The following is a 21,653-nucleotide window of genomic DNA, read 5'->3' as shown; positions in this document are numbered from 1 at the left end:
TTGCTGGTCACAGGTGGTGTGTACTACATGCGAGCTTGCGGACGGCGTCGCGGGGTCCATCCGCAGCCACCGGATCGAGCGCGCGGCCGCGGCGAGACGACCGCGGCGGCGTATCCGATCACGTAGGCAATGGCAAGGTCCACTTCGTGGCTCAGAGACACAACGAAGGTATCCAGGCCAGCGGCCTCGGCGCAGGCGTGCGCCGAGCCGGTCAGTCGGAGGTCCGGCGCGTATCCGTCTCGAGACAGAACCTCGATATGGAGCGGATCGATGTCGCCGATGCCACGACCGATCGCCTTCATTGTGGCCTCCTTCGCCGCCCATCGTGACGCCAGTCGCTCGACGCTGCCGCAGCAGAAGGTCTGCTCGTGCTGCGTCCAGCACATGTCCATGAACACCGGACCTGAGGTGGCGATCATCTCGGCCAGATCAGAAACGCTCACCAGGTCGACGCCCGGGCGAATTCCGAGGTCGTTCACGAGTTGGCCTTCGCCCGTGCCGCCTCAATCAGGTCGGACACCCCTGACTTGGTGTACGTGCCCTCCTCGAGATCGGCCATGGTCGCGTTGACGACCAGCTCGCCGACTTCGTAGCCAGTCTGCTGAGCCAGAAAGCCCTGCAGACGGCTCAGCCCCAGCAGGTTGCCGTAAGCCTTGGTGACCAGGTACTGGTGGCGGTAGACCGCCGCCAGACTCAGACGCCCTTGAAATACAGTGAGGTCGATGTGCACCAGGCACGGGAACCCGCGTGGTCGCCGGTCGTTGGCCGCATAAACCTGCAGGCCGGCCGGGACACCATCTCGTACGTCGTGCCCCCAGAGGCCCTCAGCCTCTCCACCGACTGCGATGTCGTCAAGATTGTGCTTGCTCCTCTTGAGCGTGCGCTCATGCCGCAGAACTCGTACCCGTTCAGCCAACTGGTTGAAGCCGCCGCCGGTCTTCCCGGGCCAGCTGATCATCCTGCCGAAGTACGTGCCTCTCTGATTCGCGGACTCGGTCCTCAGGATCGGTAGGATGTCGAGGTAGGCCTCGTACATGTCAGCGGCCGCCAGGTCGAGCTCCGCCGTCTTGCTGCTGTCGAGACCCGGCTGGAACGCAAAACCAGGCGCCACGTAGAGATCGACCGGGAAAATCGTGCCGGCAACCGTGTCGACCGACTGAACGCGGGTGCCGGAACGATGACCGTCAACGAGGATCCGATCGATCTCCTCACGGATACCGACGTCTTCCGCCGCCAGCGGCGCGGATACCGTCGTCATCAAATTGATGGCGTAGCCGTCGGCCGCGTGGACCACTTCGAGAGTGCGCAGCCAGGCCTCGCTGAGATTCCCCGCGGGCTCGACATATCCGCTCACGGCTGCCGTCCTTCCTTTTCGTCAATCGCGGAGTGCAGCAGGTGAGCGAGACCAGCCAGGCTGCGCAGGCTCTGCTTGTCCGGTACCTTCGCGAGATCGACCAGCTTGTTCCCGTAGGCCTCGGCCACACGCGAGATCAGCCACACGGCCAGGTGACTCGTGATCCGCAAACTGCCGTCCTGATGCCGTTCGCGCTGCTGCAGCTCCGAATCAGATAGGCGCTTCAAGGCGCCGAGGAGACTCTCCAGAGTCCGCTCCAGCACGTCCGGCGACGCGGCGACGATGCTCGGTCGATCCAAGCCCGCCACCGCAGCAACACGATCCGCCAGCTTCCCTGACATCGCTGGTTGCGCCGCGGGCGTCGGCGTCGGAGCAGGGAAAAACGGTGATCCACCGACCCCGCCGACGTCTGAACTCATGACACCAAATGTCACATAATCTGACATCTACGTCAAGGGTCAAACCTGAAATACGCCGCACCTGGTCTGACGTCGAAGATTTCCACGCCGAGGAGGTCGACCTGCTGCACGAACTCGTCACACATCACGCGCCGTACCTGCGGCGGCCATAACCACCACCTCGCCCCGCCGAAATGACGGCAGCACCACCGTCAAACTTCTTGCTTGCGAGGCCGTGGCAATCCGTAGGCGGCAGATGCAGGGTTCGTCCCTCTGCCTGGGCGAACGCACTTGTCCGAGCGCGTTAGCCCGCGATCCCGGGCTGGGTTGTGAACCTTGGGCTGGTTCTCGGGTTGGCCTGAGCTGTTGGATCCTCCGAGAGGCCATCGTTAAGAACCTGCTGCATCAAGCCCTTGAGGCGGCTGCGTTGGCGTTGCTGGTTATGGCTGGTCACTGGCGCTGGGCCGAGGGGATCGGTCCCGCTGATCCGGTAGAGCTCGCGGTATGCGGCGATGTCGCGGATGAGTTGATGGCGCAGCTCGGTTGCCTCGGGCGCGGATTCGGTGAGCAGCTGGTACCACGGCTCGTTGGTTGAGACGGCTTGATGAACGAGCCATTCTGCGCGCTGGGTGATCTGTGACTCGATCTCCTGGAGGGCTGCCTTGTAGGTGGGGTTGGAGACGTGGACCGATGGTGTAACCAGGCCGGCGATGAGTGCGGGCGAGGCCCAGCGGGTACGTCGTTCGGCTCGTGTGATGAGTCGTTCGACGCGGGCGTGCAGGACGGCGGCTAGGTCGTTGGCGTTGGTCAGGGATGACTGGTTGACGATCTGGTGGAGGGTGGTGGGGACGTCGAGGCCGAGGTGTTCGGCTTGGCGTAGGGCGGTGATGAGGGGGCCGAAGGCGGGGGAGGACTGGAGGGCAGCTTGGTCGATGGGGTCGAGGCCGCTGTTGGTGATGGCGGGGCGATAGCGTTCGCGAGCGTCAAGCTGGCAGAGGTGTTCGTGGATGGGGATCAGGCGGTCGAGGCGGGTGGCGTTGTCGAGTTGAGTGCGCATGGTCTCGTGGGCTGAGCGCTCGATTCCGTCTTGTTCGAGGACGTCTTCGAGGACGTCTTGCATGGTTTGCGGGAACTGGGGTTCGTGCATCTCGGCGGTCGCCGTGTGGGTGGCGACGTAGGCGTGGTTGCTGTGGCGGCCACGGGTCATGCCGACGTACATGAGGGCGCGGGTGAGCTTGTCCGTGACCAGGAGGTGGGCGCTGTCGACGGTGGCGCCCTGGGCGCGGTGGGCGGTGGTGGCGTAGGCGAGTTCGACGGATTCGCGTACGTACGCTCTCGGCAGAGTCACGGTCTGGAGGTCGTCGTTCTGGACGGTGAGGGAGCCGTCGTCCCAGCGGTGGATCACGGTCCAGCGGTTGCCGTTCTGGACGAAGCCGCGCCGGCCGATGCGGAGGCGGCGGTTGTTGAGGCGGGTGACGATGTGGTCGCCGAGGCCGACGTGGGTGCCGTCATGGAGGGGGATTCCGTCTGGTTCGACTTCGCCGGTGGCGACTCGGTCGAGTCGCGCCCGGGCATTGAGGCGGGCGACGGTGGCGTTGTCCGCGGCGATCAGGAGACTGGTCTTGCCAGCGTTGGAGTCGCGTCGCCAGGCGAGATAGGCAGCGTCCTCCATGTCTTCAAGTGAACCGTGTGAGAGTCGATCGTGATCGTCGTAAAGGTTGATGACCTGTGGATGTCCCTTGCGGAGCTCCAGGCTGGCTTCACGTTCCCACTGGTTGGAGAAGCGCCAGACGTCGCTGAGTTCGGCCGCGTTGGTGTCGCGCGCGATGAGGCGGAAGGCGCCACCGACATCCGCGGCGCCGAGCTGGGCGTCGTCACCGACCAGGAGGAGCTTGGCGCCGGCCTTGTCGGCTTCGCGAGCGAGGGTGGCGAGTTCCATCGTGCCGGCCATGGACGCCTCGTCGACGATCACCAGCTGGTTCTCGCGGAAGTGCCATCGGTCGCGATCGGCGTACGCGCGAGCCAGCTCGGCGAGGATTCGTCGGTGGCGTCGTCGGCGGCCGGTTGTCTCAGCTGCTTGTGCTGCTCGTTCGAGTTCGCTGATCCATCGGTTGCGTTGACCGGCGGCGACGCCGACGGTCTCGTGGATCCACTTGGCGAGGTTATCTGCGGGCAGGGACAGGGTGTCCGACAGCACGGTCGCTGCAGCGGAGGAGGGCGCCAGGGCGATGACGGATCCGTCGCCGTGCTGTGCCTCCCAGCTGACGCGGAGGGCAGCGAGAAGGCTGGTCTTGCCGCTGCCGGCCGGTCCGACGAGCGCTTCGACTGTCTGACCGCTCTGCGCGATCCGCTGGAGTGCCTGGATCTTGTCGTCGCTGAGGCTCGAGGTCGTAAGGCGACGGTCGGAGATGGTCGGGGCGTCGAGCTTCGCCGCGAGGTCAAGGAGCAGGCTCTCGGCTCCTAGGATCACCGGCGACGTGAAGATCTCGCCGTTGTGAATGGTGAAGACGCTCTTTCCGTCTGCGCGACGTTCTGGTGTGGTGAAGGTCGCTGCCGGAGAGATGCTGATCGACTGTTGTTCCGCGTCATGGACGATTGCCTCGAGCACCTGAAGGCGGTCTTCGGTGGTCGCGAGACGGAGGAGGCGGGTCTGGCGGGAGGCTTCCGCGAGGAGGTTCCACCGTGTCCAGGTTGCACGCTTCGTTTGCAATGCCAGAACTGTCGTCGCGCCGTACGCGTGGACTGTCTCGGCACTCAGATGGGCCGCGGTGAGTGGTCGGTCGGTTGTTGAGTCGAGGACCTTCTCGATGATGGCAGCGGCCTGTTTGTGTGTGACCCGCTCGGCGCGCTCACGCCAGCTGCGCATCAGATCGGCGAGCGGCTTCGCCAGGTGTTTCGCCGGCCGGTTCATCAGAGTTGCTTGTTGCCGAAGTACGTACATCTCACGTCGACCTGGCGGCGCGGAATCGTCGGCGCGGTGTTCCAGTAGAGTGGCGAGATTCGCCTCGATCTGCTCAGTGCGTGAGGAGAACTCGCGGATCAGTTCCTCCGGGATCCCCTCGATTTCGAAGGCTGGCGATCGGCGTTCTCCACGATCCTGGAGTTGCCAGGCGACGCCGAGCCGACGGCTCAGGTTGTCGGCCAGAAGCGTGTTGTGTACCTCGGACAAGGCCACGGCCGCGGCGTACAGAACCCTGCCATCGATTGTGCGCCAGCATCCGTCGTCTGCTTGAACGCGATTGGCGACGACGACGTGGGTATGGAGTTGCGGGTCGCCGCTCCTGGTGTCCCAGTGGTCGAACGCGGTTGCGATAACGCCGCGGGTGTCGAGCTGTGCGACGCCATCGTGGCCGGTTCTGGTGAACACTGCCTGGTCCTGAAGGACCTCGAGTACGTTGTGGATCGCGTCGTGGTGTGCCAGGACGATCTGTTCCTGCACGCCTACGTCGGCCGTGGCCCACATCGCCGAGACTGACTTGACCGGGGAGAACGTCAGGTCGAAGCCGGCAACGGCGTGCTTGGTCTTCTTGCGCGCCGCGGTCTTTCGTATCTGCTCGATCTCGAGCTCGCGCAGTGCGGTCGGCAGGGTCGGATCGAGAGCGCGTATCTGGTCCGCGACGCTCTCGTTCGGTGACTTGTAGGTACGGTATGGCTCGCCGAGCGTTGTCCCGGTGATCGGGTCTTCTGCTCGCCCGAACAGCGCGGCCATCTGTTCCTCGGTGACCTCTGTTCCAGCGGTTAACTCTCCCTTGCTAAGGCCGCTTAGCCCGCGCCCTAACCATCTGCCTGCCGGATAGCCGGATGCTGCGTAGTACGCAGTGAGCGGTGTTGCCATGCGCCGGTCCACGTCGCCGGGCGCGACGTGTTTGAGCAGATATGTGTAGCCGTCGCCGGCCGTCAATCGGTGGATGCTCAGCACGGGGTGCCGCGATCCTCTGGTGGCGCATCGGCTGCCAGATCGCTTGTCTCTGGTACGTCGTTCTGACGCTGAAGACGCAAGATCGCCTGATCGAGTTTCGCCAGCTCGGCGAAGGCCGCCCGAAGCTGTCCGGCAACGACGGTCCGTGGGCTGGCATCCATCAGTCCGAGAAGGATCTTCCGGATCGTCTGAGTGTGTGATGCGATCGAGGAGCGCTCTTCCGCGGCCGCGTTGGTCGCGGACTTCTGTAAGCGCCAATGGTGCAGGCGGCAACGATCCGAGCAGAACCGTTGGTCGGAACGACGGGCGATGAAGAACGCGGCGCAGTGCTCACACGCTCGGTCCTTGTTGCGTTCAGAGCTGTTCACGTTGAGGTCCATGGAGGCTCAACGCTGGGGCGGAAGGCAGATCGCATCTAGTCGTTTCGGCGACAGAAACGCCTCGGATGCAAGAAGTGTGATCGGTCTGTGCCTGGACGCGCCCGGCCCGTCGGCCAGCTGGGCGCGTGGCGAGCTCTCGCGCACAGGCTCGGGACGGTCCCGAACGTTGAACCTCTGCGACGTCTCTCGCCGCGCCAGTGAGAGACGAAGTTGTCCACAGATTCGGCCGGAGCCCGTCGAGGAGCGGCAGTTCTGGCACATCTTCCCCTGTGAGGAGAGGAGTCTCAATGAACCACATCGAGGTACCAAGCCGCGTGAGCGAGCTGGTCGTCGAGGCCGAGGCGATTGTCGAGGCGTTGGAGGCGAAGGCCCCTGGTGGGCGATGGGCGATGACGGCGTTCAGCCGGTTTCGATCTCTTCAGTTGCTCGGCGCGCCGTACCAGCCGTACGACGGTGATCTGGACGGTGACCCCGCTGAGCTCTACGAGCAGGCTGCCGGCGAGATCGACCAGCTCGATGTTTCGATCGAGCAGCTCAGCTGGCGCCTCGCTCTGGCTGATGCTTTGAGGTCGGCGGCCGCGGACGTCCGGATGGTCCAGGATGCGTACGACGTATGAGGACATGCTCCGGGTCGCGCGACGAGACGCGATAGCCGCATGCAACCTGGCCGTTGGCGACAGAACGGACCTGGCCGCCGGCTGGCAGGCAACGCTGACCGCAGCGCGCCATCACTTCCGCTGGCTTCGTCTTGAGTTGTCAGTAGAAGATTTCAGGGATGCTGACGGCGGCAGGGCGGAGGGTCCGCTCGCGGTACTCGCGCGGTCGCTCGGCGCTGGAGCGGACCTTCTGGCATCGCAGAACATAAGCACCAGCAGCGCGTTCGAGGACCGGTGGCTGGTGGCGGCTCGATCGGAGCTCGCGTCCATCACCGGTCTGGCTGCCCGGGCGGCTGTCACGAGGCTCGCCAGTCCCGAGATGCGCGATGTTGAAGCGAGCCAACTGCTGCTGAACCACCTGATCGATGTGATCGAGGAGCTCGAGTTCCACCGCGCATCCGGTTCGTCGGACTTGGGGCCGCTGATCGGGTTGGCGACAACGTTGCCGCGCGCACCTGTCGGCAGCGGCTCTCGCGTTGCCTTGCTGGCCGCCCGCTGGCAATCGTTGCACGACGCGACATCTCCAGGCGGCGTACTGGCCCGCGACCTCCGGTCGACCACAGCCCAGCTGCGTACGGTCCTCGGTTATAGCCGTCATCTCACCGGGCTCCTGAACCAGACGGCCGCGAGCTCCGAGGCGACCCGCGAACTGGAGCGGGCTTTGCGGACAGCGGGTTCGACCACCCGGCATGTGATGGACTCCTTGCGGACTCGCGTTTCTGACATGGGCGGGCGCAGCGACGCAGCAGCCGAGGCGGCGTTCATCGAATTGCTTCAGGAGCTCCGCGGATGGGTCTCCGACGGAAAGCGGCTGAAGGATCGGAGGGAGCTTCTCGTCGACAGCGGAGCGGTCGCGGTTGCTCACGATGTTGTCGACGAGCTGATGCACTCGGCGGTCAGGGTGGCAGAGCTGCAGCAGAAGACCGTGGCGTGGCTGATCGTTCGAGGTCAGCTGTTCGTCCCGAAGCTTGAACTCGGTAAGCGAGATCCTGAATTCCACAGCCGACCTGGTGTCTGGCGACTTAAGTATCCGCAGCCATCGTGGGTAAGGACGAACCTGGCATCGTGCTTCGACCAGTTGACCGCCGACCTGGCGGAGCTGACCAAGCAATTGTCGATCGCCGCTGACGCTGCACGGAGCATCGCTGGAACATCCACCCTGCGACGCCCGTACGGACCTGAGCACTTCAGCGGACCGCCGATCGTGCACGAGTCGCGCTGGCGTTGGGCGCCGCCGACGTACGACGCACTGTTTTCGGACACCAATTGCGATCCAAGCGGTCCCGAACGTTGAGCTTTCCCAGACTCAACTTGGAGGATTGATGGAGCGCCCAAGAGTCACCCCCGAGGATCTGCGCGACGCACTGCACTCGGAGATCCGCAAACACAGCTCGGGCGTCGAATGGGTCAGATGGCTCGATGCTTCAGTTGCTCTTCGCAACTACAGCTTCAGGAACGTCGTACTGATCACACTCCAGATGCCGTACGCAAGCCAAGTCGCCAGATCCGACATCTGGCAGAAGCTCGGACGATCAGTCCAGAACAGCCAGCAGGACCGGGAGATCCGCGTCCTGGCGCCCGTCATCCTTGAACGCGGCCGACGACTGACGCTCGAGGCGAGCCGGCCGGAGCTCGAACTTGAGCGCGCCAGACAAGCACGCGGTGGCGGACGACTTGTCGGATTCAAGGTCGCATCGGTCTGGGACATCTCCCAGACCGATGGTCCGGTGCTTACTCAGCCCGCCGCGCCGTCCGGAGGCGGTGCATCGGCCGGTGATGTCTGGCGGGCACTCGAACACGAAGTCCGCTCTGCCGGCTACGCGCTCGTGGAAACCAACGTGGGCGATGCGAGCCTTGAAGGATTTACCAATTTCCAAAAGCAGACTGTGGTGATCAGAAGCGGTCTGGACGAGGTAACGGCTGTCGCGCGATTGGCCCACGAGGTAGCACACTTGCGCATGCACGACCCGAGAGAGATCGTTGCGCCTGAGAGCGTGGTGTGCCGCGGGATGAAGGAGATCGAGGCAGAGTCCGTCTCCTACCTACTGATGGCACACCACGGGTGGGCGACCGGCGGATCCTCGTTCCGGTACATCGCCAATTGGGCTGCGCAGGTCAACAAGCGCGAACCGGAGAAGATCATCGAGCGGACTGGTGCGCGGGTCGTGTCGGTCGCGCGACGCTTGATCGGCTCAGTTGATCGCCAGCTTCATCGCGGCGACTTGAGCTCCCGGCGCCCGAAGCTGCGCAATTTGTCTCTCGGCACTCTGCCGAACCGCCACGAGACAGCAGCTGACCGACCCTTCGATGGTCCCGAGCTGTGACGGAGCCCGACGAATGACCAATTCAAGAGTGGCGGCCCTACGAAGGGCGCGCGAACGCCAGTCACGCATCGAAGCAGCAACCGCGCGTGCGACTCGCGCGCAGGCCGCGCTGGAGCGGGCGATCAAAACGAGGTTGCTCGCGGCGGAGCGGCACGACGAGCGAGTTCGAGACGCTGAGGAGGCTACAGCTGCAGAGGCCGCTGGGCTGGCCAGAGTGTGCGGTAGCGCTGAGGCGGCCGCGGAGATTCTCGGCTGGAGCATGCGGCACGTTCGAAGTGTTCTCAAGGCGGAGCACGAGCGAGCGTCTGGGGCACCTACGCCCAGGCCAGCTCCGCTGCTCGAGGGAGGAGGCAACGGTGTCAGTCCCAGAGGCAACTGATCCGTTGTGGGACATCGACCAGGTGTCGGCATACCTCAAGGTGCCCAAACGCACCCTCTACGCCTGGCGGACCCACAAGTACGGACCACAGGGAATTCGCGTCGGCCGCTACGTGCGATACCGACGCAGCGTCGTGATCGAGTGGGTCGACCTCTTGGAGCACGGCGATGAGGAGTAGAAGTTCAATCGAGTGGCTCCGGCGGGGGCGCCGGTCGACAACCTCTCCGCGAGCGGAACCCGAGCTCGGAGTCATCCCTTGCGCCGAGGATGAGGCAGAGGGCTGCGCGGTATTCCTCGCACGGCCACCACACCGCGCCCCTTTCCAGCTTCGCGATGTAATGGCCGGTGATCGGGTACCTTTTGGTACTGACCGCATACAGCAGCTCGGCTACGCGCTGGGCGAGTTCACTGCGGCTCATCGGTCGCCCAGGCGCACTGCGCGAGACCGTGCGCATTCGCGCGGCGGTCAGGAGATGATTCGCACCTGCCGGAGGTTCGGGGGTCGCACCTGAAGACTTGCTCGGCTCGTGGCAGGAGGCGTGGACTCTGTCTCCGTACTTCAGATCGGTCCACTGCACTGACGTCCTCCGAGTTTGTCGGGACCCTGCCACAGAAAGGGAGACGGTGGCAGGGTCCGGGCTTCGCCGGGTGCACGACGAGGATTGGAAGGGCGTGACCGACGCGGAGGTGTGGTTCACACGCCGGCCACGCCGATCTAGAGGGGGTACAGACCGGTGTTAGTCAGCGCCGGATCCCCTTCAGGATCGAACGGATCGGGATCCAGCCATCGAATCTCCGATTCGCCGAGGTGGCCGTGGGTCTCCAGGAGATCGCCGATGCCCGGCCAGAAAGCGATGTATGGGTTGTGGCCGAGCCACTTGACAGCTACCCACTGATGGCCGTCCTCGTTCGGTGGGAACTCGACGAGTAGGGCAACGACGCCGGTACCGCTGACTCCGGATGGATCGCGATACCGGTACAGCTCCCCGCGGCGCATCAATTCCGTCTCCCTGGTTCATTCCGGTGGCTTGTCATCGACCGTGGCTCAAGACTCACTGCTTCGACCTGGACAGGAAAACCGTGTCGTTCGGCATTTTCGGACATTTGTCCCGCAGTCGGAGCCTGACCGGTTGGCGGGCCGCCTCGATGCCGATCTCCTGGCCAGTCGCGTTCAACTTGGGCGTCAGGATCGGACTTTTGCGGGCGCGGACTCGGTCGTCGGCGGCAGTGGATCCGTGGTCACCCGCAGGCCGGCGAATCGGCGTTGCATCGAGGAGGCATACCGGTCGGCGAGGCTGGCGGGGGCGGTGTAGCTAGCGACCACGTGTTGCCCGAACCAAACCCTGACCCAGTGCACCGGTTCAAGGCGATCCCCGTGCATCACGCGCCTCGGATTTCGTCGTCGATCGCGCGGACGATGTGTACGTAGGTGCTCGCGGCAACAACGGTCATGACCCCGATCACGACGGTACTGTCCCAGCCGGGGATGGTGCCCAGCATCGCCGGTAGCGCGTCGAGGTGAGCCAACATGCCCAAGTAGCCTTTCACGTATGCCTCCCGTGTGAGCCTGGTGGGTTGGGCCCGTGAGACGAGCGACATGCCCGGGTCACAGATAGCGCGGTATTGCGCTAGGTGACCGAGTGTCGGCGCGTTGACTCTGGTTGATCAGCCCAGCATGGGGGTCCACCGTGGACCCCCATGGGGCGCGTGGTACAGGCGGACTACTTGAAGCGATGCCAGATCGCGTCATCTTTCGCGAAGTAGCTGCGCAAGCGATGGCCGAGCTCCTCCGCGACATCTGGCCGGCCAAGGAGTCTCGCGATCACGCTGGTCACCAGCTGGAGGTCCCGCACGTCGCGCAAGACTGGCCAATTGGGGGAGGAGAATAGATCGAAGCCGTACGAGGACGCGAAGTCTTCGTACTCTCGGTACGAGTCGGCGAACCGCCCCACCCCGTGTGCAGCCGGGACCAAGTCCCACTCTGGAGGGCCGACGCGAACTGAGTCCAGGTCGATCAGAACCACACGAAGGGGCGTGCTGAGCAAATTCCCAGCATGTGCATCGCCGTGGATGACGCTGACGGGCAAGGCCCACTGGGCAGCTGCGATGGTCGAACGCAGCTCAGTGCAGCGCTGCAGTAGCCGATCGGCGACCTGAAGGATTGACAGATTGAGCTCACGGTTCGCCCATGCGTGCAGGTAGTCCATGGCTTCGCCCGTAGCATCCGCTACCTTCCGCACGCGATTCTCGCAGCGGTCGATCACGTCCCATTCGGGGATGGCGAGTTCAAGATGATGAATGGAATGTATGGACAGCAGCGGGGAGGCAAGGTCCACCAGCTCATGCCGGTGACCGGCAGGTTGGGGTAGGTAAGTCCACGCGGTTGCCGTCCATGCCGACGTCTCGATCGGCTCCCTAAGGCCTGGTGCAAGCCGAACGGTGGGCAGATCCAACTCGGCGAATCGGCTGGCGACCGCGGCGGTTTGACGGACCTCGCGGACGTGGTCGGATGGTGCGATTCGCAGTACGACGTCCGCTGTTGGCGCGTAAAACACCGCGTTCATGGTGTAGCGCAGGAGTCGGGCGCCTGTCGGGTCGATGCCAGCAGCGGCAGCTATCTCATGCAGCGCCGTGTCGAGGCGATCGCGTTCGTCGCAGCTGAGAGTCGTCACACCGTAGAAGTTAGCGTCCCTGCAGCGTAGAGGACACGTTCGACCACTTCCCGATGCCGCCGGCCCGAGGTCGCAGAGCTCGACGGGAACGCCCTGGCAGTCGAGGTGGCTTCGACGCACTCGGAAGAGGAGCGCCAAGTCATCCAGAAGGTTCGGGCCATGGTTCTGGCGAGATACGCCGATCGTGCCGGATATCGAGGATATGCAGCCGGTGTGGCCGCTCGAACAGAGAGACATTTATGTACATTTTCGTGCTACCTTCCAACAGACATCCATAGACATCTAGTGGCTGGCAAGGTTGAGCATAGTGAACGAGGTGCTTCGGCGAGCGATGTACGGCGCGAACCTCACTGAGACGGACGTGGCTGCCGAAGTGGCCGTCGATCCGAAGACCGTGCGGAACTGGCTGCACGGTCAGCTGCCGCAAGCGCGGCATCGCGCCACCCTGACCAAACTGCTCGGCATCGGGGAGGAGGTGGCGTGGCCCGAGCTGAGCGGAGCTCGTCAGCCCGATCTCGTCGCCGTCTACCCTCGTCGCGCGGCAGTCATGCACGAGTTCTGGCTGTCGCTCTTCGACTCCGCCGTCACGGAGATCGGCATTGTCGCCGACGACGCGCTGTTCCTTCTCCAGGACACGAACTTCGTGCATTGCCTCCGCGAAAAGTGCGCGGCGGGTGCTCGAGTGAGAGTGGGTCTGTGGGCTCCAGGCGAGGCGACAGCGGCAGTTGGCGACCTCGATGCGGAGACCGAGATGAGGGTGTCGAACGCGCGACGTGCGGTGTCACTACTTCAACCACTATTGCCGTACAACGGATTCGAGATGCGACTGCACGACATCGGCCTCTACAACTCGCTGTACCGCGCAGATGACCAACTCTTGGTCAACCAGCACGCCCATGGGATCGCGGACGCCGAGTCTCCGGTCTTCCACTATCGACGTGCTCCGGCTGGCGACATCTTCCGGTCGTATCTAGCCAGTTTTGAGACCATCTGGTCGCAGGCTGACTCGCTGCGCGCTTTCAGAGGCTAAGGGCTCAGACGAGGTCCTGGATCTGATAACCAGTGTCGTAGTTGATCGGACGGGGCATCATGGCTCTCCGATCGGCAGGGCACTCTCCCAGACCCGCTCGAAACTCTCGAGGTAGTGGCCCGCGAGTTGGCCGCCAGGGATCCTACGCAGATGCCACGCCGGAGCTTGTGCGGCGGGCAGCCCGTAGAGGTGGGTGTTGACCAAGAGAGTGTCATCAGCGCGGAAGATCGAGTTGTAAAGAATCGTGCGATGGGTCCGAAACTCTATGCCGGGGACTGTAGCCAAGGTACTGAAGAGAACCATGGAGTTGCGGACTTTCGCAGCTAACGCCTCACCGATGCCCTGCTCCCGCCCGCGCTCGGCGACATGCGAGTCATCGGGATCTCCGAGCAGGATCCGGACACTCGCGCCGGCTTTCGCCTTCTTGCGGATGACTCGTTGCAGCTGAGTGCTTTCGGCAACGAACAGACCCGCATACACGAGTATGCCGATGTCGTTGTCGCCGGACTCGAAGAACGTTCGCCACGCATCCGCCGAGATGTCGGACAGCTGAGGGTAGACACGGACGATCTCGCTCTCGGACACCGCGCCGGCGCGCTGGCCGGTTACTGCAGTGGGGAAGAGGTAGACCTCGTCCCGCCCGAGCCGTGTGGCCAACCGATGGCGATTGCGGGGAAACGGGATGTAGTCATGGGCGACCCATCGCTCGACCGTCTTGACGTTGACGCCCAGCTCATCGGCGAGCGCCAGGTAGGTCAGGTTGTGCTCGGCGAGCGCGGCGCGCAGTCGTTCGTTAGCCACGGACCCAACCTAGGACATTTCCAGGCGTTTGGCCGGGAGGGAAACATTTTCGGACGTCTGTTGATGCCGTGTCGATGCCCTGGGGCTTCACGGCATCCTTCCTCCGACAGAAGGAGGGATCAGCTTCATGGTCGATCGGGAGCCGAACAGGCTGCTGCGAAAAGCTCGAGGATCTATGACACAGCGCCGCCTGGCTGACCGGGTCAGTGCAGAGATCTACAACGCCACAGGCAAGGAGAGTGTCATCACCGCGAAGTCCATCTCTGACTGGGAGTGTGGTTTGTATACATGGCCACCGGCCCACGTTCGGACGGCTCTGTGTCGTGTGCTTCAGAAGCCACAACCGGCCGATCTCGGCTTTTTCAACAAGCGACGTGTCAGAGCGCCGAAGGAACCGGAAGTCACGTCTCTCATCGATCTCATGGCTGGCCAACTGCCCGCAGCCAGGTCCAATACCCTGCGTATCCCTGATGGCCGGTCGTTCTCCGGGGTGGACGTCGAGGCTCATCGTTGCGAGGCAGTATCGCCGGGGGACGGATGGTTGATGGTCGCTCCAGGACCTGATGTTGTGCTGAACCGGCCCGACCGTCGTACGTTTGTCGTGGTCGTTGATGACAAGCAGCAGTTGTGCATTCTGGAAGGCCGCCGCTTCGCTGACCGTGTTGGACGCCGAACGGGTCCGCAACCAGTTTCGTCGGCAACATCCGTGGATGATCTGACGGTCGGCATCATCTGGGCAGTGACAAACACGGACGTGGCGTTGTTGGCAGACGATGGTCAACTCTCGACTCTTCAGGCAGTGCTGGCGCCCGACGTCAGGCATTGCTTGTCAGATATACCACCGGCCGAAGTGCCTACGCTTACTCCGGTCGCCAGACAGTGGCTGGAGTCCTGGATGTGCACTCGGCATATCACTCGCAATCTCGAGCGGTTGTCGGGTCAGCCGTGCTTATGGACACGGGAGAGATGCGGCGAGGATGCGACCTCGTGGCTGCTGTGGCGACACAGGTTCGAGTACCTTCGTCGTACCTCGCGGTGGTTCCCGCGGATGCGGCGCGAGTTCTACCTCCTGGAAACGGACGTTGCGGACTCACCGACGTACGAGCGGGTTCTGCTCTTGCTGGCGGCCGCGCTGATGGAGTCGTTCGGGATCGCAGTGGCCCTGAATTCCGAGTGTGAGCCCGCAGAGGTCGAGCAGTCCGTGCTCGGCGATGAGTCGATCGTCGCGAACTGGCTTGGTGCTTCGGGTCTGTGCTGCGTCGATGCAAGCGCACCATGGTCGTGCCGAGCGGTGCCCCGCGATGGCGCTGAACAAGCGCGCGAGCTGCCGTCGGTCACCGAGCAGTCCTCGAAACGCAGGCTGGAAGCGATCGCTAATCGTCTGGACGTGCCGTGGCCGTGGTTCCAACGGCGATGTGCGGAGCTCGCACATGAGGGAGTTGACGACATCGCCCATCCGCGTAGTCGGTTGCTGTCGACGCGGGGTTTGAACGCCGCGATTCGATACATTGCTCGTGCGAAAGATCTTTGAGCGGACTATTTGGTGGGCGCGAAGTAGTTGACAAGCATGTCGGTGGTCCAAGCCGGCTGGTGGGTCGCGCCCCGGGGGCCGAACTCGTCGAACCACGGCTTGATGTCCAGAACGGGAGTGCCGTCCACGGCATCGAGATCCTCGACGTGAAGGTCGAGGCCATCGACCTTCAATAGGCGACAGCGGGAGATCCCGAGCCAATTCACCCGGCGCATGTTCCGGTGGCCAAACGCGCCGACCTGGGGCCAGGCCGGGTTGTCCCTGGGGCGGCGAGCGCCCAAGTTCAGGTCGCTCTGGTCGCTGAGGTGGAAGAAGAACACAACCTCGAGGTGAGTGAACGCATCCAGCCCGACCGTGGATTGTTCGTCGAACCGCTCGTTGTCGATCCGCAGGATGGAGCGCGTGCCGCCCCAGTAGTCATCGGTAGGTTCGCGCCGGCCACCGATCACCTGGGCGATGGGTTCGACCGTGAGAGCGCGGTGCGTCATAGAGACATCCTTCGATCGACGAGGTTGACGGGCGATAAATGCGGTGTGATCACCTCGCCGCGGAGGCGAGGTAGCGGGAAGCCCGATGGTCGAGTTCAGTCGCCGCTGGGATGCCGCGGGCTCGGAACGGCGACAGGGCCGCGCGCATGTCGACGACGGTCTGACGCGTCCGGCCGGAGTGCACGCCATCCATGACGTCGAGAGCCATCGACCAGGTCGAGCAGGCTTCGTCGATCGCGCCCTGACGAGCCTGAACCGCGCCGAGATATCCCAGGGTCACAGCGTGCGTGCGGGTGAAGGTCGCCGCCTTGCGGGTACGAACGCTGTGCCTGAACTCGGATGTCGCCGCGGTCAGATCGCCGAGGTCGCGCAGGGTACACGCGGTCTCGTGGGCGAGGCTGGCTTCGCCGAAGAAGAACACCCGACCGGGTTCGTCATCACTCTTGGTAGCGCTGGCAAGGTTGTCCTCAGCACGCAACAGAGCCTTCGCGGCGGCACTGCCGTCGCCATCGGCCGCCAGCGCTCTGGCATGGACGACCTCGAGCAACGCCCGTTCGCGGGGACTTGCCAGGGTTGACCGTCGCCCGTCCAACGACGCCTTCGCGAGTTGGACGGCTTGGCGTGGGTGGCCCAGATCGACAGCCTGATGAGCCATCGCACGCAGAACGTGGCCAGCCAGCGGTGGGTCGTCGGCCTCGGCCGCGAGCTGGACGGCGACTGTGAAGTACTTCTGTGCGGTCGCGTGCTCGGCATTGTCGAATGCCATCCAACCACTGAGGTACGCAAGTTCGCCGGCGGTGGAGAACAGATCCCGGCGAATGTCAGCGCTGGAGTGGGCAGCTCTCAGCGCGCTGGCGACATCCGAGGTCAGGTATTGCGCCAGAGCCGTGCGCGCGTGCCCGCCCCCACGGCGCTGATCGAGCCGGGTGAACATGGCCGCCATCTCCCGGATCGCTTCCAGGTCACCTGCGCCGATCAACCGGCCGGTCCGCGCAGAGCGCTGGGCTCCACGGCGCGCCATCGTGTCCCACCAGGCCTGTGAGGGCACTGCGAGTGCGGCCACAGAGTAGCCAGCGGCTCGCAGGACAGACCTGCGCTCGATGTCCACGTTGCCTCTTCCCAGATCGGCGAGCGTCGTCAGCGTATCTGCGGACCAATCCAGTGCTACAGGCGGCTGCGGACCGGACAGGCCGATCTCGGCGACAGTGACGACCCTGCCAAGGCGTCGGGAAAGGGCCTCAGCCAGGACTGCCGGCGCGTCACCAGATGGCGTCGACCCCGCGACCCAGTGGGAGACGTGAGACCTGCCCACCGAGACGAGGCGTTCGTTACCGGCTTCGAAGGCGACTCGACCAACTGCGTGCGCGAGTTGCGCATGCGACCAATCTGCCTCGGCGATGACGGCCGCGAGCTTGGCGTTGCGGCGCGGTTCAGCGCTCGACTTTCTCGTTCGCTCCTTCACCGCTTTCACCACTCTCGACGTTCGAACAGGTGTCCCACGCGAAGAAGCCATGGTTCGCTCATCGTATCCAAACCGAGTAGCAGAGGAGGGTGAGACGTGCACGTGGTACGGCCAGATCCGCACTGGTGGACCTCGGGCGTGCACGGGGGACGGCCATTGCGGGATTGCCTGGCCGAGCAGGACATCAAGACGCTGTTCCTGTTCCTGAGGGATCGCGGCTACAGCAGGAGCGCGCTCGCAGCTGCGTCAGGTCTCACGGAAACCCGAGTGCGAAGCATTTCCCAGGGCAAGCAGCTGGTGACGTCGTACGACGTACTGCTACGTATCGCGGATGGCTTTGGCATCGACCGCGGCCTGCTGGGCGTGGGATCTCATGTGCCAACTAGCGACGCCAAGACGGATGTCAGACTGCGCGACCCCGCCGCCGTCCCAGGGTTCGTCGGATCCCTGGCTGCCTTGGCGGTTGGCCCAGTTCCGGCAGAGTTGAGCGAGTACGCAGCCGTCAAGCATCCGGCCGCATCTGGCCCCCCTGAGCGGGTTTCGGCAGCCCACGTCGATCTCGTCCGCGCGGTCTGCGATAAACACCGCCAAATCGATGCCACGCGTGGCGGCGGATCCTGCCGGGACTCCGCAGTCAGCTACATCGCGTGGGCGAGTGGCATGTTGGGCAGCAGGTTTGAGACGCAACAGACCGAGGGGGACTTCAAGGTCGCGTTGTCCGACATGTGTCAGGTCGCTGGGTGGGCAAGTCACGATCTCGGCGACCACGCGGCGGCCCGTCACTACCTGACCGCTGGCCTTGTCCTCGCCCGAGAAGTCAACGAGCTTGCCTTGATTGCCGGTGGCTTCTACCGTCTTGGCCGCGTCTCGATCCACCTGGGCCGGGCGCAGGAGGCGCTGCGGCTATGGCAGCTCGGGCAGATCGTTGCCCAGGACAGCGGAAACCTCGCGGCTGTCGCTGTCCTACATGCCAACGAGGCCTGGGCGTACGCAATGCTGGGCGCTGCGGACAGAGTGTCGGACTCACTCGCGCGTGCTCAGGACGAACTCGGGCGGGTCGACGAAAGCAAGGTCCCATCGTGGGCTCGGTTCTTTCTTGCGCCGGCGGACCTTGATGGAATCTCCGGGGTCATCTATGGCTGCCTCGCCTCACACATCGAACATCGGAACCGCTTTGCGGAGCGGGCGATCGATCATGCTGAACGCTCGTACGCGACGAGAGGTGCGGGGGAGGAGCGGAGCCGCACGTTTGATGCGATCAGCATCACCACCGGCTACGTCCTCGACGCCCAGCCGGACCGTGCCGCCGCAGCCGGGCATCAGGCGGTTGACATGGCCCTGGCTACCGACTCAGTTCGGGCTGCCGATCGGCTGCAGGCGATGGCATCCTTGGCACGTCCATACGCTTCGCACGATGGGATGATCGGGGTGCTTGAGCGCGTCGATGCGATGGCCAGCGCTTAACGCCTCAAGTCGGTGCGGATCGATGTACTTCGCCTTCGCCGGCCGATCCCACTGTGGTGATCTCAAAGTCGACGAAGACCGTCCTCAGGCTCTGGTGAGAATCACATCGAGTTCCACCGCTCATAGATCGCGGGGTCTGGTCGGTAGGACACGATTGCTGACAACGGGATGTGCATAATGACGCCACTGGTCATCGCTACTTCGCCCCACGGTTGGTCTGGTCCAACTGGGTAGTGGCGGTGTGGGGCAAAGCGGACCACGGCGTCGGAGCGCACGACGTCTGCCGACTCATGTGGCTCCCAAGTCAGCCAACCAGACTTCGCAAGCTGGGAGATCTCGATCAGTGCGCTGTAGCTGGATTCCGCATCGGAGTCGTCAGCCAACCAGGTCGCTGGGTCCGCGATCGTCGTTTGACGGGCGAGATGCACGACTTCGCTGATTGGCGGAAGCCCCGTGATCGGAGCGGGCGCATCTACCACGTTCGTCTCGCGGGTCATCGCGTGCAGTTCGTCCGAGTCCAGCAGGTGGAAGAGGTCATGCACGGGCGGGGTCGTTGCATTGGTCTCGGCGTAGGGATGCACGACCCGATCGCTGTTGAATGGGGTGAACCAGCCTTCGACCGGGGGAAGCCACATCCCGAGGGAGCGTTGCATCGCGGGGTCGTCCTCGACGCCGTCCATGTCCTTGCTGAACAGCAACTCGAAGTCCGCGTCGTCCAGGAGTAGTTCTTCCAGGTCCGCGTCGTAGTCGAGACCCGCTTCGTCCATCAAGGCGTAGGCGTACTTGCAGATGGCATTGACAATGATCTCCTCGGCGATGCAGGCAGGCCGGCCCGCCGCGGGGTTGGCGAGATCATGGCTGACCTTGACCACGGAGACCAGGACCTTGGCGAAGAACTGCGGGTCGTACGAGGCCCGGAACCGAGGTGGGAAGTAGTCCCAGACGAACGTGTCGGCGTAGGTCTCGGGATCCAGCTCGGCGTCAGAATCCATTTCGGCTGCGCCGATGGTCTGCATGTCGGCGATGCATTCATCGATGATGGAGATCGCCGCGAGGGTAATTGCGCCGAGGAGACGCCGCTCTGCCAATAGATCAGCATCGCTCGGCGGCTCGTCGCCCCAGTCTCCCCGGTCATCACGCGTGCCCAAGTAGGAGATGAGTGGATTGCGTGTCCGATCAGCCAGATCGTCGAAGAGTTGAACCAGCGTCGCATCCGTCACCCGACCAGACTGCCACACCACGCCTAGCGGCGTTGGCAGGAGTACCAAGGGGCATCAGGTGCCGAACTCCGTCCTGACTTCAGGGGAGATCAGGGTCGTCGAAGGCATGCTCCAGGGCTTCGGCGGCAGCGGGGTTGGCGGCTCGTCGGCCCAGGTAGACGTCCTGGGTGATGGAGACCTTGGATTGGCCGAGTTGGTCGGCGATCTGCCGGGCGGTGTGCCCCGCTTCGTCGAGGGCGGTGGCGGTGGTCTTGCGCAGGGCGTGGGAGCGGATCCAAGCGAGTTTGTCGGACTCGGCTGGTTGGATGGCTGCGTCGATCTCGGCCAGGAGCGTTGGGGAGTCGTCGAAGGTGGTGCTGTAGGTCTTGACGAGGTCGGCGACGAGTTGATGGTCGACTTTGATGCGGCCGGTTTCGACGAGCTCGATCCTCGTTTGGGGCCAGTCGAGAACTGCGGCGACCTGCTTACGGGTCATGCCGGCTTCGCGGCGAAAGGCTCGGAGGGTGAGGCCCAAGTCGCGGCGCGCGATGCTGCCGACGGGGGAGAGCGCGGTGCGGATGGCGCGGCGGGTGTTGGAGGGGTCGCGGAAGCCGCCGAGGGTGTCGGCGAAAACGGGGTCGTCGAGGCGGATGCCGGCGGCGTGACGGGCCCGGAGCATGGAGCCTGCCCAGCTTGGCAGGCTGAGGACGCGCTCGCCGGCTCTCGACTTGGTGATCTTGCGGAGGAGGCCCTCGCGGGGGATGCGGGCGATGGTATGGGTGATCTCGACGGTTCTGGTTTCCAGGTCGACCTGAGACCAGAGGACTCCGAGGGATTCGCCGATGCGGACTCCGGTGCCGAGCATGAAGGTGACCAGGTCTGGAAGGTCGGCGTGGACGGCTCGTTCGTCTGCGGTGAGGCTCGTTCGGAGGAGGGTGACTTCTTCAGCTGTCAGGGCTCGGGGCTGGTTCTTGGGTTTGGCTTCGATGGACTCGACTTCGCGGACCGGGTTGACGGAGGCGGCCCCGTAGCGGACGGCGAGGCTCATGGCTCCGGACAGGATGGCGCGGCAGGTCTTGGCGGTCGGTGCACCGGCCTTCTTCTTGATCTTGGCGAGCGCGGTGTCGACGCGTGGAGTGTTGGCTTCGCCGATGCGGAGTTCGCCGAGGGCTGGGCGGATGTGGTTCTTGAGGGCACGTCGGTAGGTGTCGAGGGAAGTGGGTGACCGCGTGCCGTCGGCGACCATTTCCTCGAACTTCTTCTCCCAGAGGTCGAGGAGGTAGTTGATCTTGTGCATCGCGGTCAGATCGCCGGACTGGTTCGTCCTGGCGCGGTCTTGGAGCTTCTTCATCAGGCTTCGCTCGGCGGCGGTCTTGGTTTTGCCGAACGCCGACACCGGACGGACGTACCCGTCGTGGTCGCGGAACTTCGCCTTGGCGCGGTATGCAGCAGGCTTGCCCTTGGCGTCAGTTCTTTCGACGCTGATAGAGATGCTTCCCCAGGTTCCGATGGGCAGTGGTGGTCTCGCCATGTCATGCCTCCAACCGGTGCGATGGTTGGAAGCTCAACGCTTGCCGTGGAGGCGAATCGGAGAAG

General features: G+C 64.1%; 20 protein-coding genes. 7 read left to right on the top strand and 13 right to left on the bottom strand.

What is annotated here, in order from left to right:
• Positions 1-23: 23 nt before the first annotated feature.
• From EV650_RS14990 to EV650_RS14970, 5 genes are all read right to left on the bottom strand, one after another.
• Positions 24-479 carry a holo-ACP synthase gene (locus EV650_RS14990; protein ID WP_134119354.1) on the bottom strand — a complete coding sequence of 152 codons (456 nt, stop codon included), beginning with the start codon at positions 477-479 and terminating at the stop codon, positions 24-26.
• Positions 476-1,294 (bottom strand): hypothetical protein, encoded by an 819-nt coding sequence (locus tag EV650_RS14985; RefSeq protein WP_134119353.1) that lies wholly within the window; start codon positions 1,292-1,294, stop codon positions 476-478. Before EV650_RS14985 ends, EV650_RS14990 begins: the two co-directional genes overlap by 4 nt.
• A 56-nt stretch (positions 1,295-1,350) precedes the next feature.
• Positions 1,351-1,800: a hypothetical protein gene (locus EV650_RS14980; RefSeq protein WP_134119352.1), complete on the bottom strand. Its 450-nt coding sequence runs from the start codon at positions 1,798-1,800 to the stop codon at positions 1,351-1,353.
• A 256-nt stretch (positions 1,801-2,056) separates the two neighbouring features.
• Entirely contained in the window at positions 2,057-5,671 is a 3,615-nt protein-coding gene (mobF, locus tag EV650_RS14975; RefSeq protein WP_166678122.1) for a MobF family relaxase, read from the bottom strand.
• Positions 5,665-6,039 carry a hypothetical protein gene (locus tag EV650_RS14970; RefSeq protein ID WP_134119350.1) on the bottom strand — a complete coding sequence of 125 codons (375 nt, stop codon included), beginning with the start codon at positions 6,037-6,039 and terminating at the stop codon, positions 5,665-5,667. Before EV650_RS14970 ends, mobF begins: the two co-directional genes overlap by 7 nt.
• A 299-nt stretch (positions 6,040-6,338) precedes the next feature.
• Here EV650_RS14970 and EV650_RS14965 point away from each other — a divergent pair, with 299 nt between their 5' ends.
• The 4 genes from EV650_RS14965 (at position 6,339) to EV650_RS14950 (ending at position 9,588) form a co-directional block, all read left to right on the top strand.
• Complete coding sequence (locus EV650_RS14965; RefSeq protein WP_134119349.1) at positions 6,339-6,668, top strand: hypothetical protein; 330 nt, start codon at positions 6,339-6,341, stop codon at positions 6,666-6,668.
• Positions 6,652-8,001: a hypothetical protein gene (locus EV650_RS14960; RefSeq protein WP_134119348.1), complete on the top strand. Its 1,350-nt coding sequence runs from the start codon at positions 6,652-6,654 to the stop codon at positions 7,999-8,001. The genes EV650_RS14965 and EV650_RS14960 overlap by 17 nt, the downstream gene beginning before the upstream one ends.
• A 28-nt stretch (positions 8,002-8,029) precedes the next feature.
• Positions 8,030-9,031, top strand: a complete 1,002-nt coding sequence (locus tag EV650_RS14955; protein ID WP_134119347.1) for a hypothetical protein — start codon at positions 8,030-8,032, stop codon at positions 9,029-9,031.
• Positions 9,032-9,387: 356 nt separating this feature from the next.
• A complete protein-coding gene (locus EV650_RS14950; RefSeq protein WP_134119346.1) occupies positions 9,388-9,588 on the top strand; it encodes a helix-turn-helix domain-containing protein in 201 nt (66 codons plus the stop codon).
• Between the two features lie 537 nt (positions 9,589-10,125).
• Here the strand turns inward: EV650_RS14950 and EV650_RS14945 are convergent.
• The 3 genes from EV650_RS14945 to EV650_RS14935 all read right to left on the bottom strand — a co-directional run bounded on the left by EV650_RS14945 (position 10,126) and on the right by EV650_RS14935 (position 12,082).
• A complete protein-coding gene (locus tag EV650_RS14945; protein WP_202874509.1) occupies positions 10,126-10,407 on the bottom strand; it encodes a hypothetical protein in 282 nt (93 codons plus the stop codon).
• 383 nt (positions 10,408-10,790) lie between these two features.
• Positions 10,791-10,958 carry a hypothetical protein gene (locus EV650_RS40355; RefSeq protein ID WP_166678121.1) on the bottom strand — a complete coding sequence of 56 codons (168 nt, stop codon included), beginning with the start codon at positions 10,956-10,958 and terminating at the stop codon, positions 10,791-10,793.
• 173 nt (positions 10,959-11,131) lie between these two features.
• Complete coding sequence (locus EV650_RS14935) at positions 11,132-12,082, bottom strand: aminoglycoside phosphotransferase family protein (protein ID WP_166678120.1); 951 nt, start codon at positions 12,080-12,082, stop codon at positions 11,132-11,134.
• A gap of 307 nt (positions 12,083-12,389) precedes the next feature.
• Between EV650_RS14935 and EV650_RS14930 the strand changes: the two genes are divergently transcribed.
• Positions 12,390-13,112, top strand: coding sequence for an XRE family transcriptional regulator (locus EV650_RS14930; protein ID WP_134119343.1), 723 nt, complete (start codon positions 12,390-12,392; stop codon positions 13,110-13,112).
• Between the two features lie 57 nt (positions 13,113-13,169).
• On the opposite strand, the gene EV650_RS14925 is transcribed toward EV650_RS14930, so the two are convergent.
• Positions 13,170-13,913: a helix-turn-helix domain-containing protein gene (locus EV650_RS14925; RefSeq protein ID WP_134119342.1), complete on the bottom strand. Its 744-nt coding sequence runs from the start codon at positions 13,911-13,913 to the stop codon at positions 13,170-13,172.
• A gap of 127 nt (positions 13,914-14,040) precedes the next feature.
• Here EV650_RS14925 and EV650_RS14920 point away from each other — a divergent pair, with 127 nt between their 5' ends.
• Complete coding sequence (locus tag EV650_RS14920; protein WP_134119341.1) at positions 14,041-15,444, top strand: hypothetical protein; 1,404 nt, start codon at positions 14,041-14,043, stop codon at positions 15,442-15,444.
• Positions 15,445-15,449: 5 nt separating this feature from the next.
• On the opposite strand, the gene EV650_RS14915 is transcribed toward EV650_RS14920, so the two are convergent.
• Both EV650_RS14915 and EV650_RS14910 read right to left on the bottom strand, forming a co-directional pair.
• Positions 15,450-15,932, bottom strand: a complete 483-nt coding sequence (locus EV650_RS14915) for an SAM-dependent methyltransferase (RefSeq protein ID WP_134119340.1) — start codon at positions 15,930-15,932, stop codon at positions 15,450-15,452.
• Positions 15,933-15,981: 49 nt separating this feature from the next.
• The gene (locus EV650_RS14910) at positions 15,982-17,517 is read right to left on the bottom strand and encodes an NsdA family TPR-like regulatory protein (RefSeq protein ID WP_202874508.1); all 1,536 of its coding nucleotides are present in this window, start codon (positions 17,515-17,517) and stop codon (positions 15,982-15,984) included.
• Between EV650_RS14910 and EV650_RS14905 the strand changes: the two genes are divergently transcribed.
• Positions 17,491-18,858 (top strand): helix-turn-helix domain-containing protein, encoded by a 1,368-nt coding sequence (locus tag EV650_RS14905; RefSeq protein ID WP_134119339.1) that lies wholly within the window; start codon positions 17,491-17,493, stop codon positions 18,856-18,858. The two genes, EV650_RS14910 and EV650_RS14905, sit on opposite strands and share 27 nt — an antisense overlap.
• A gap of 101 nt (positions 18,859-18,959) precedes the next feature.
• On the opposite strand, the gene EV650_RS14900 is transcribed toward EV650_RS14905, so the two are convergent.
• Both EV650_RS14900 and EV650_RS14895 read right to left on the bottom strand, forming a co-directional pair.
• On the bottom strand, positions 18,960-20,078 hold the full coding sequence (locus EV650_RS14900) for a hypothetical protein (protein ID WP_134119338.1): 1,119 nt from the start codon (positions 20,076-20,078) through the stop codon (positions 18,960-18,962).
• 79 nt (positions 20,079-20,157) lie between these two features.
• Positions 20,158-21,588 (bottom strand): helix-turn-helix domain-containing protein, encoded by a 1,431-nt coding sequence (locus tag EV650_RS14895; protein WP_134119337.1) that lies wholly within the window; start codon positions 21,586-21,588, stop codon positions 20,158-20,160.
• Between the last annotated feature and the right edge of the window lie 65 nt (positions 21,589-21,653).

Origin of the sequence: Kribbella kalugense, assembly GCF_004365875.1 — a bacterium.
GTDB lineage: Bacteria > Actinomycetota > Actinomycetes > Propionibacteriales > Kribbellaceae > Kribbella > Kribbella kalugense.
The sequence above is the reverse complement of the archived record's forward strand: the minus strand, read 5'-3'. Positions and strand labels throughout refer to the sequence as shown.

Excerpts from the sequence above, each read along its gene's own strand:
- EV650_RS14980 (WP_134119352.1), bottom strand. The coding sequence starts at position 1,800 with ATGTCAGATTATGTGACATTTGGTGTCATGAGTTCAGACGTCGGCGGG.
- EV650_RS14965 (WP_134119349.1), top strand. The coding sequence starts at position 6,339 with ATGAACCACATCGAGGTACCAAGCCGCGTGAGCGAGCTGGTCGTCGAG.
- EV650_RS14960 (WP_134119348.1), top strand. The coding sequence starts at position 6,652 with ATGCGTACGACGTATGAGGACATGCTCCGGGTCGCGCGACGAGACGCG.
- EV650_RS14955 (WP_134119347.1), top strand. The coding sequence starts at position 8,030 with ATGGAGCGCCCAAGAGTCACCCCCGAGGATCTGCGCGACGCACTGCAC.
- EV650_RS14945 (WP_202874509.1), bottom strand. The coding sequence starts at position 10,407 with ATGCGCCGCGGGGAGCTGTACCGGTATCGCGATCCATCCGGAGTCAGC.
- EV650_RS14920 (WP_134119341.1), top strand. The coding sequence starts at position 14,041 with ATGGTCGATCGGGAGCCGAACAGGCTGCTGCGAAAAGCTCGAGGATCT.
- EV650_RS14915 (WP_134119340.1), bottom strand. The coding sequence starts at position 15,932 with ATGACGCACCGCGCTCTCACGGTCGAACCCATCGCCCAGGTGATCGGT.
- EV650_RS14895 (WP_134119337.1), bottom strand. The coding sequence starts at position 21,588 with ATGGCGAGACCACCACTGCCCATCGGAACCTGGGGAAGCATCTCTATC.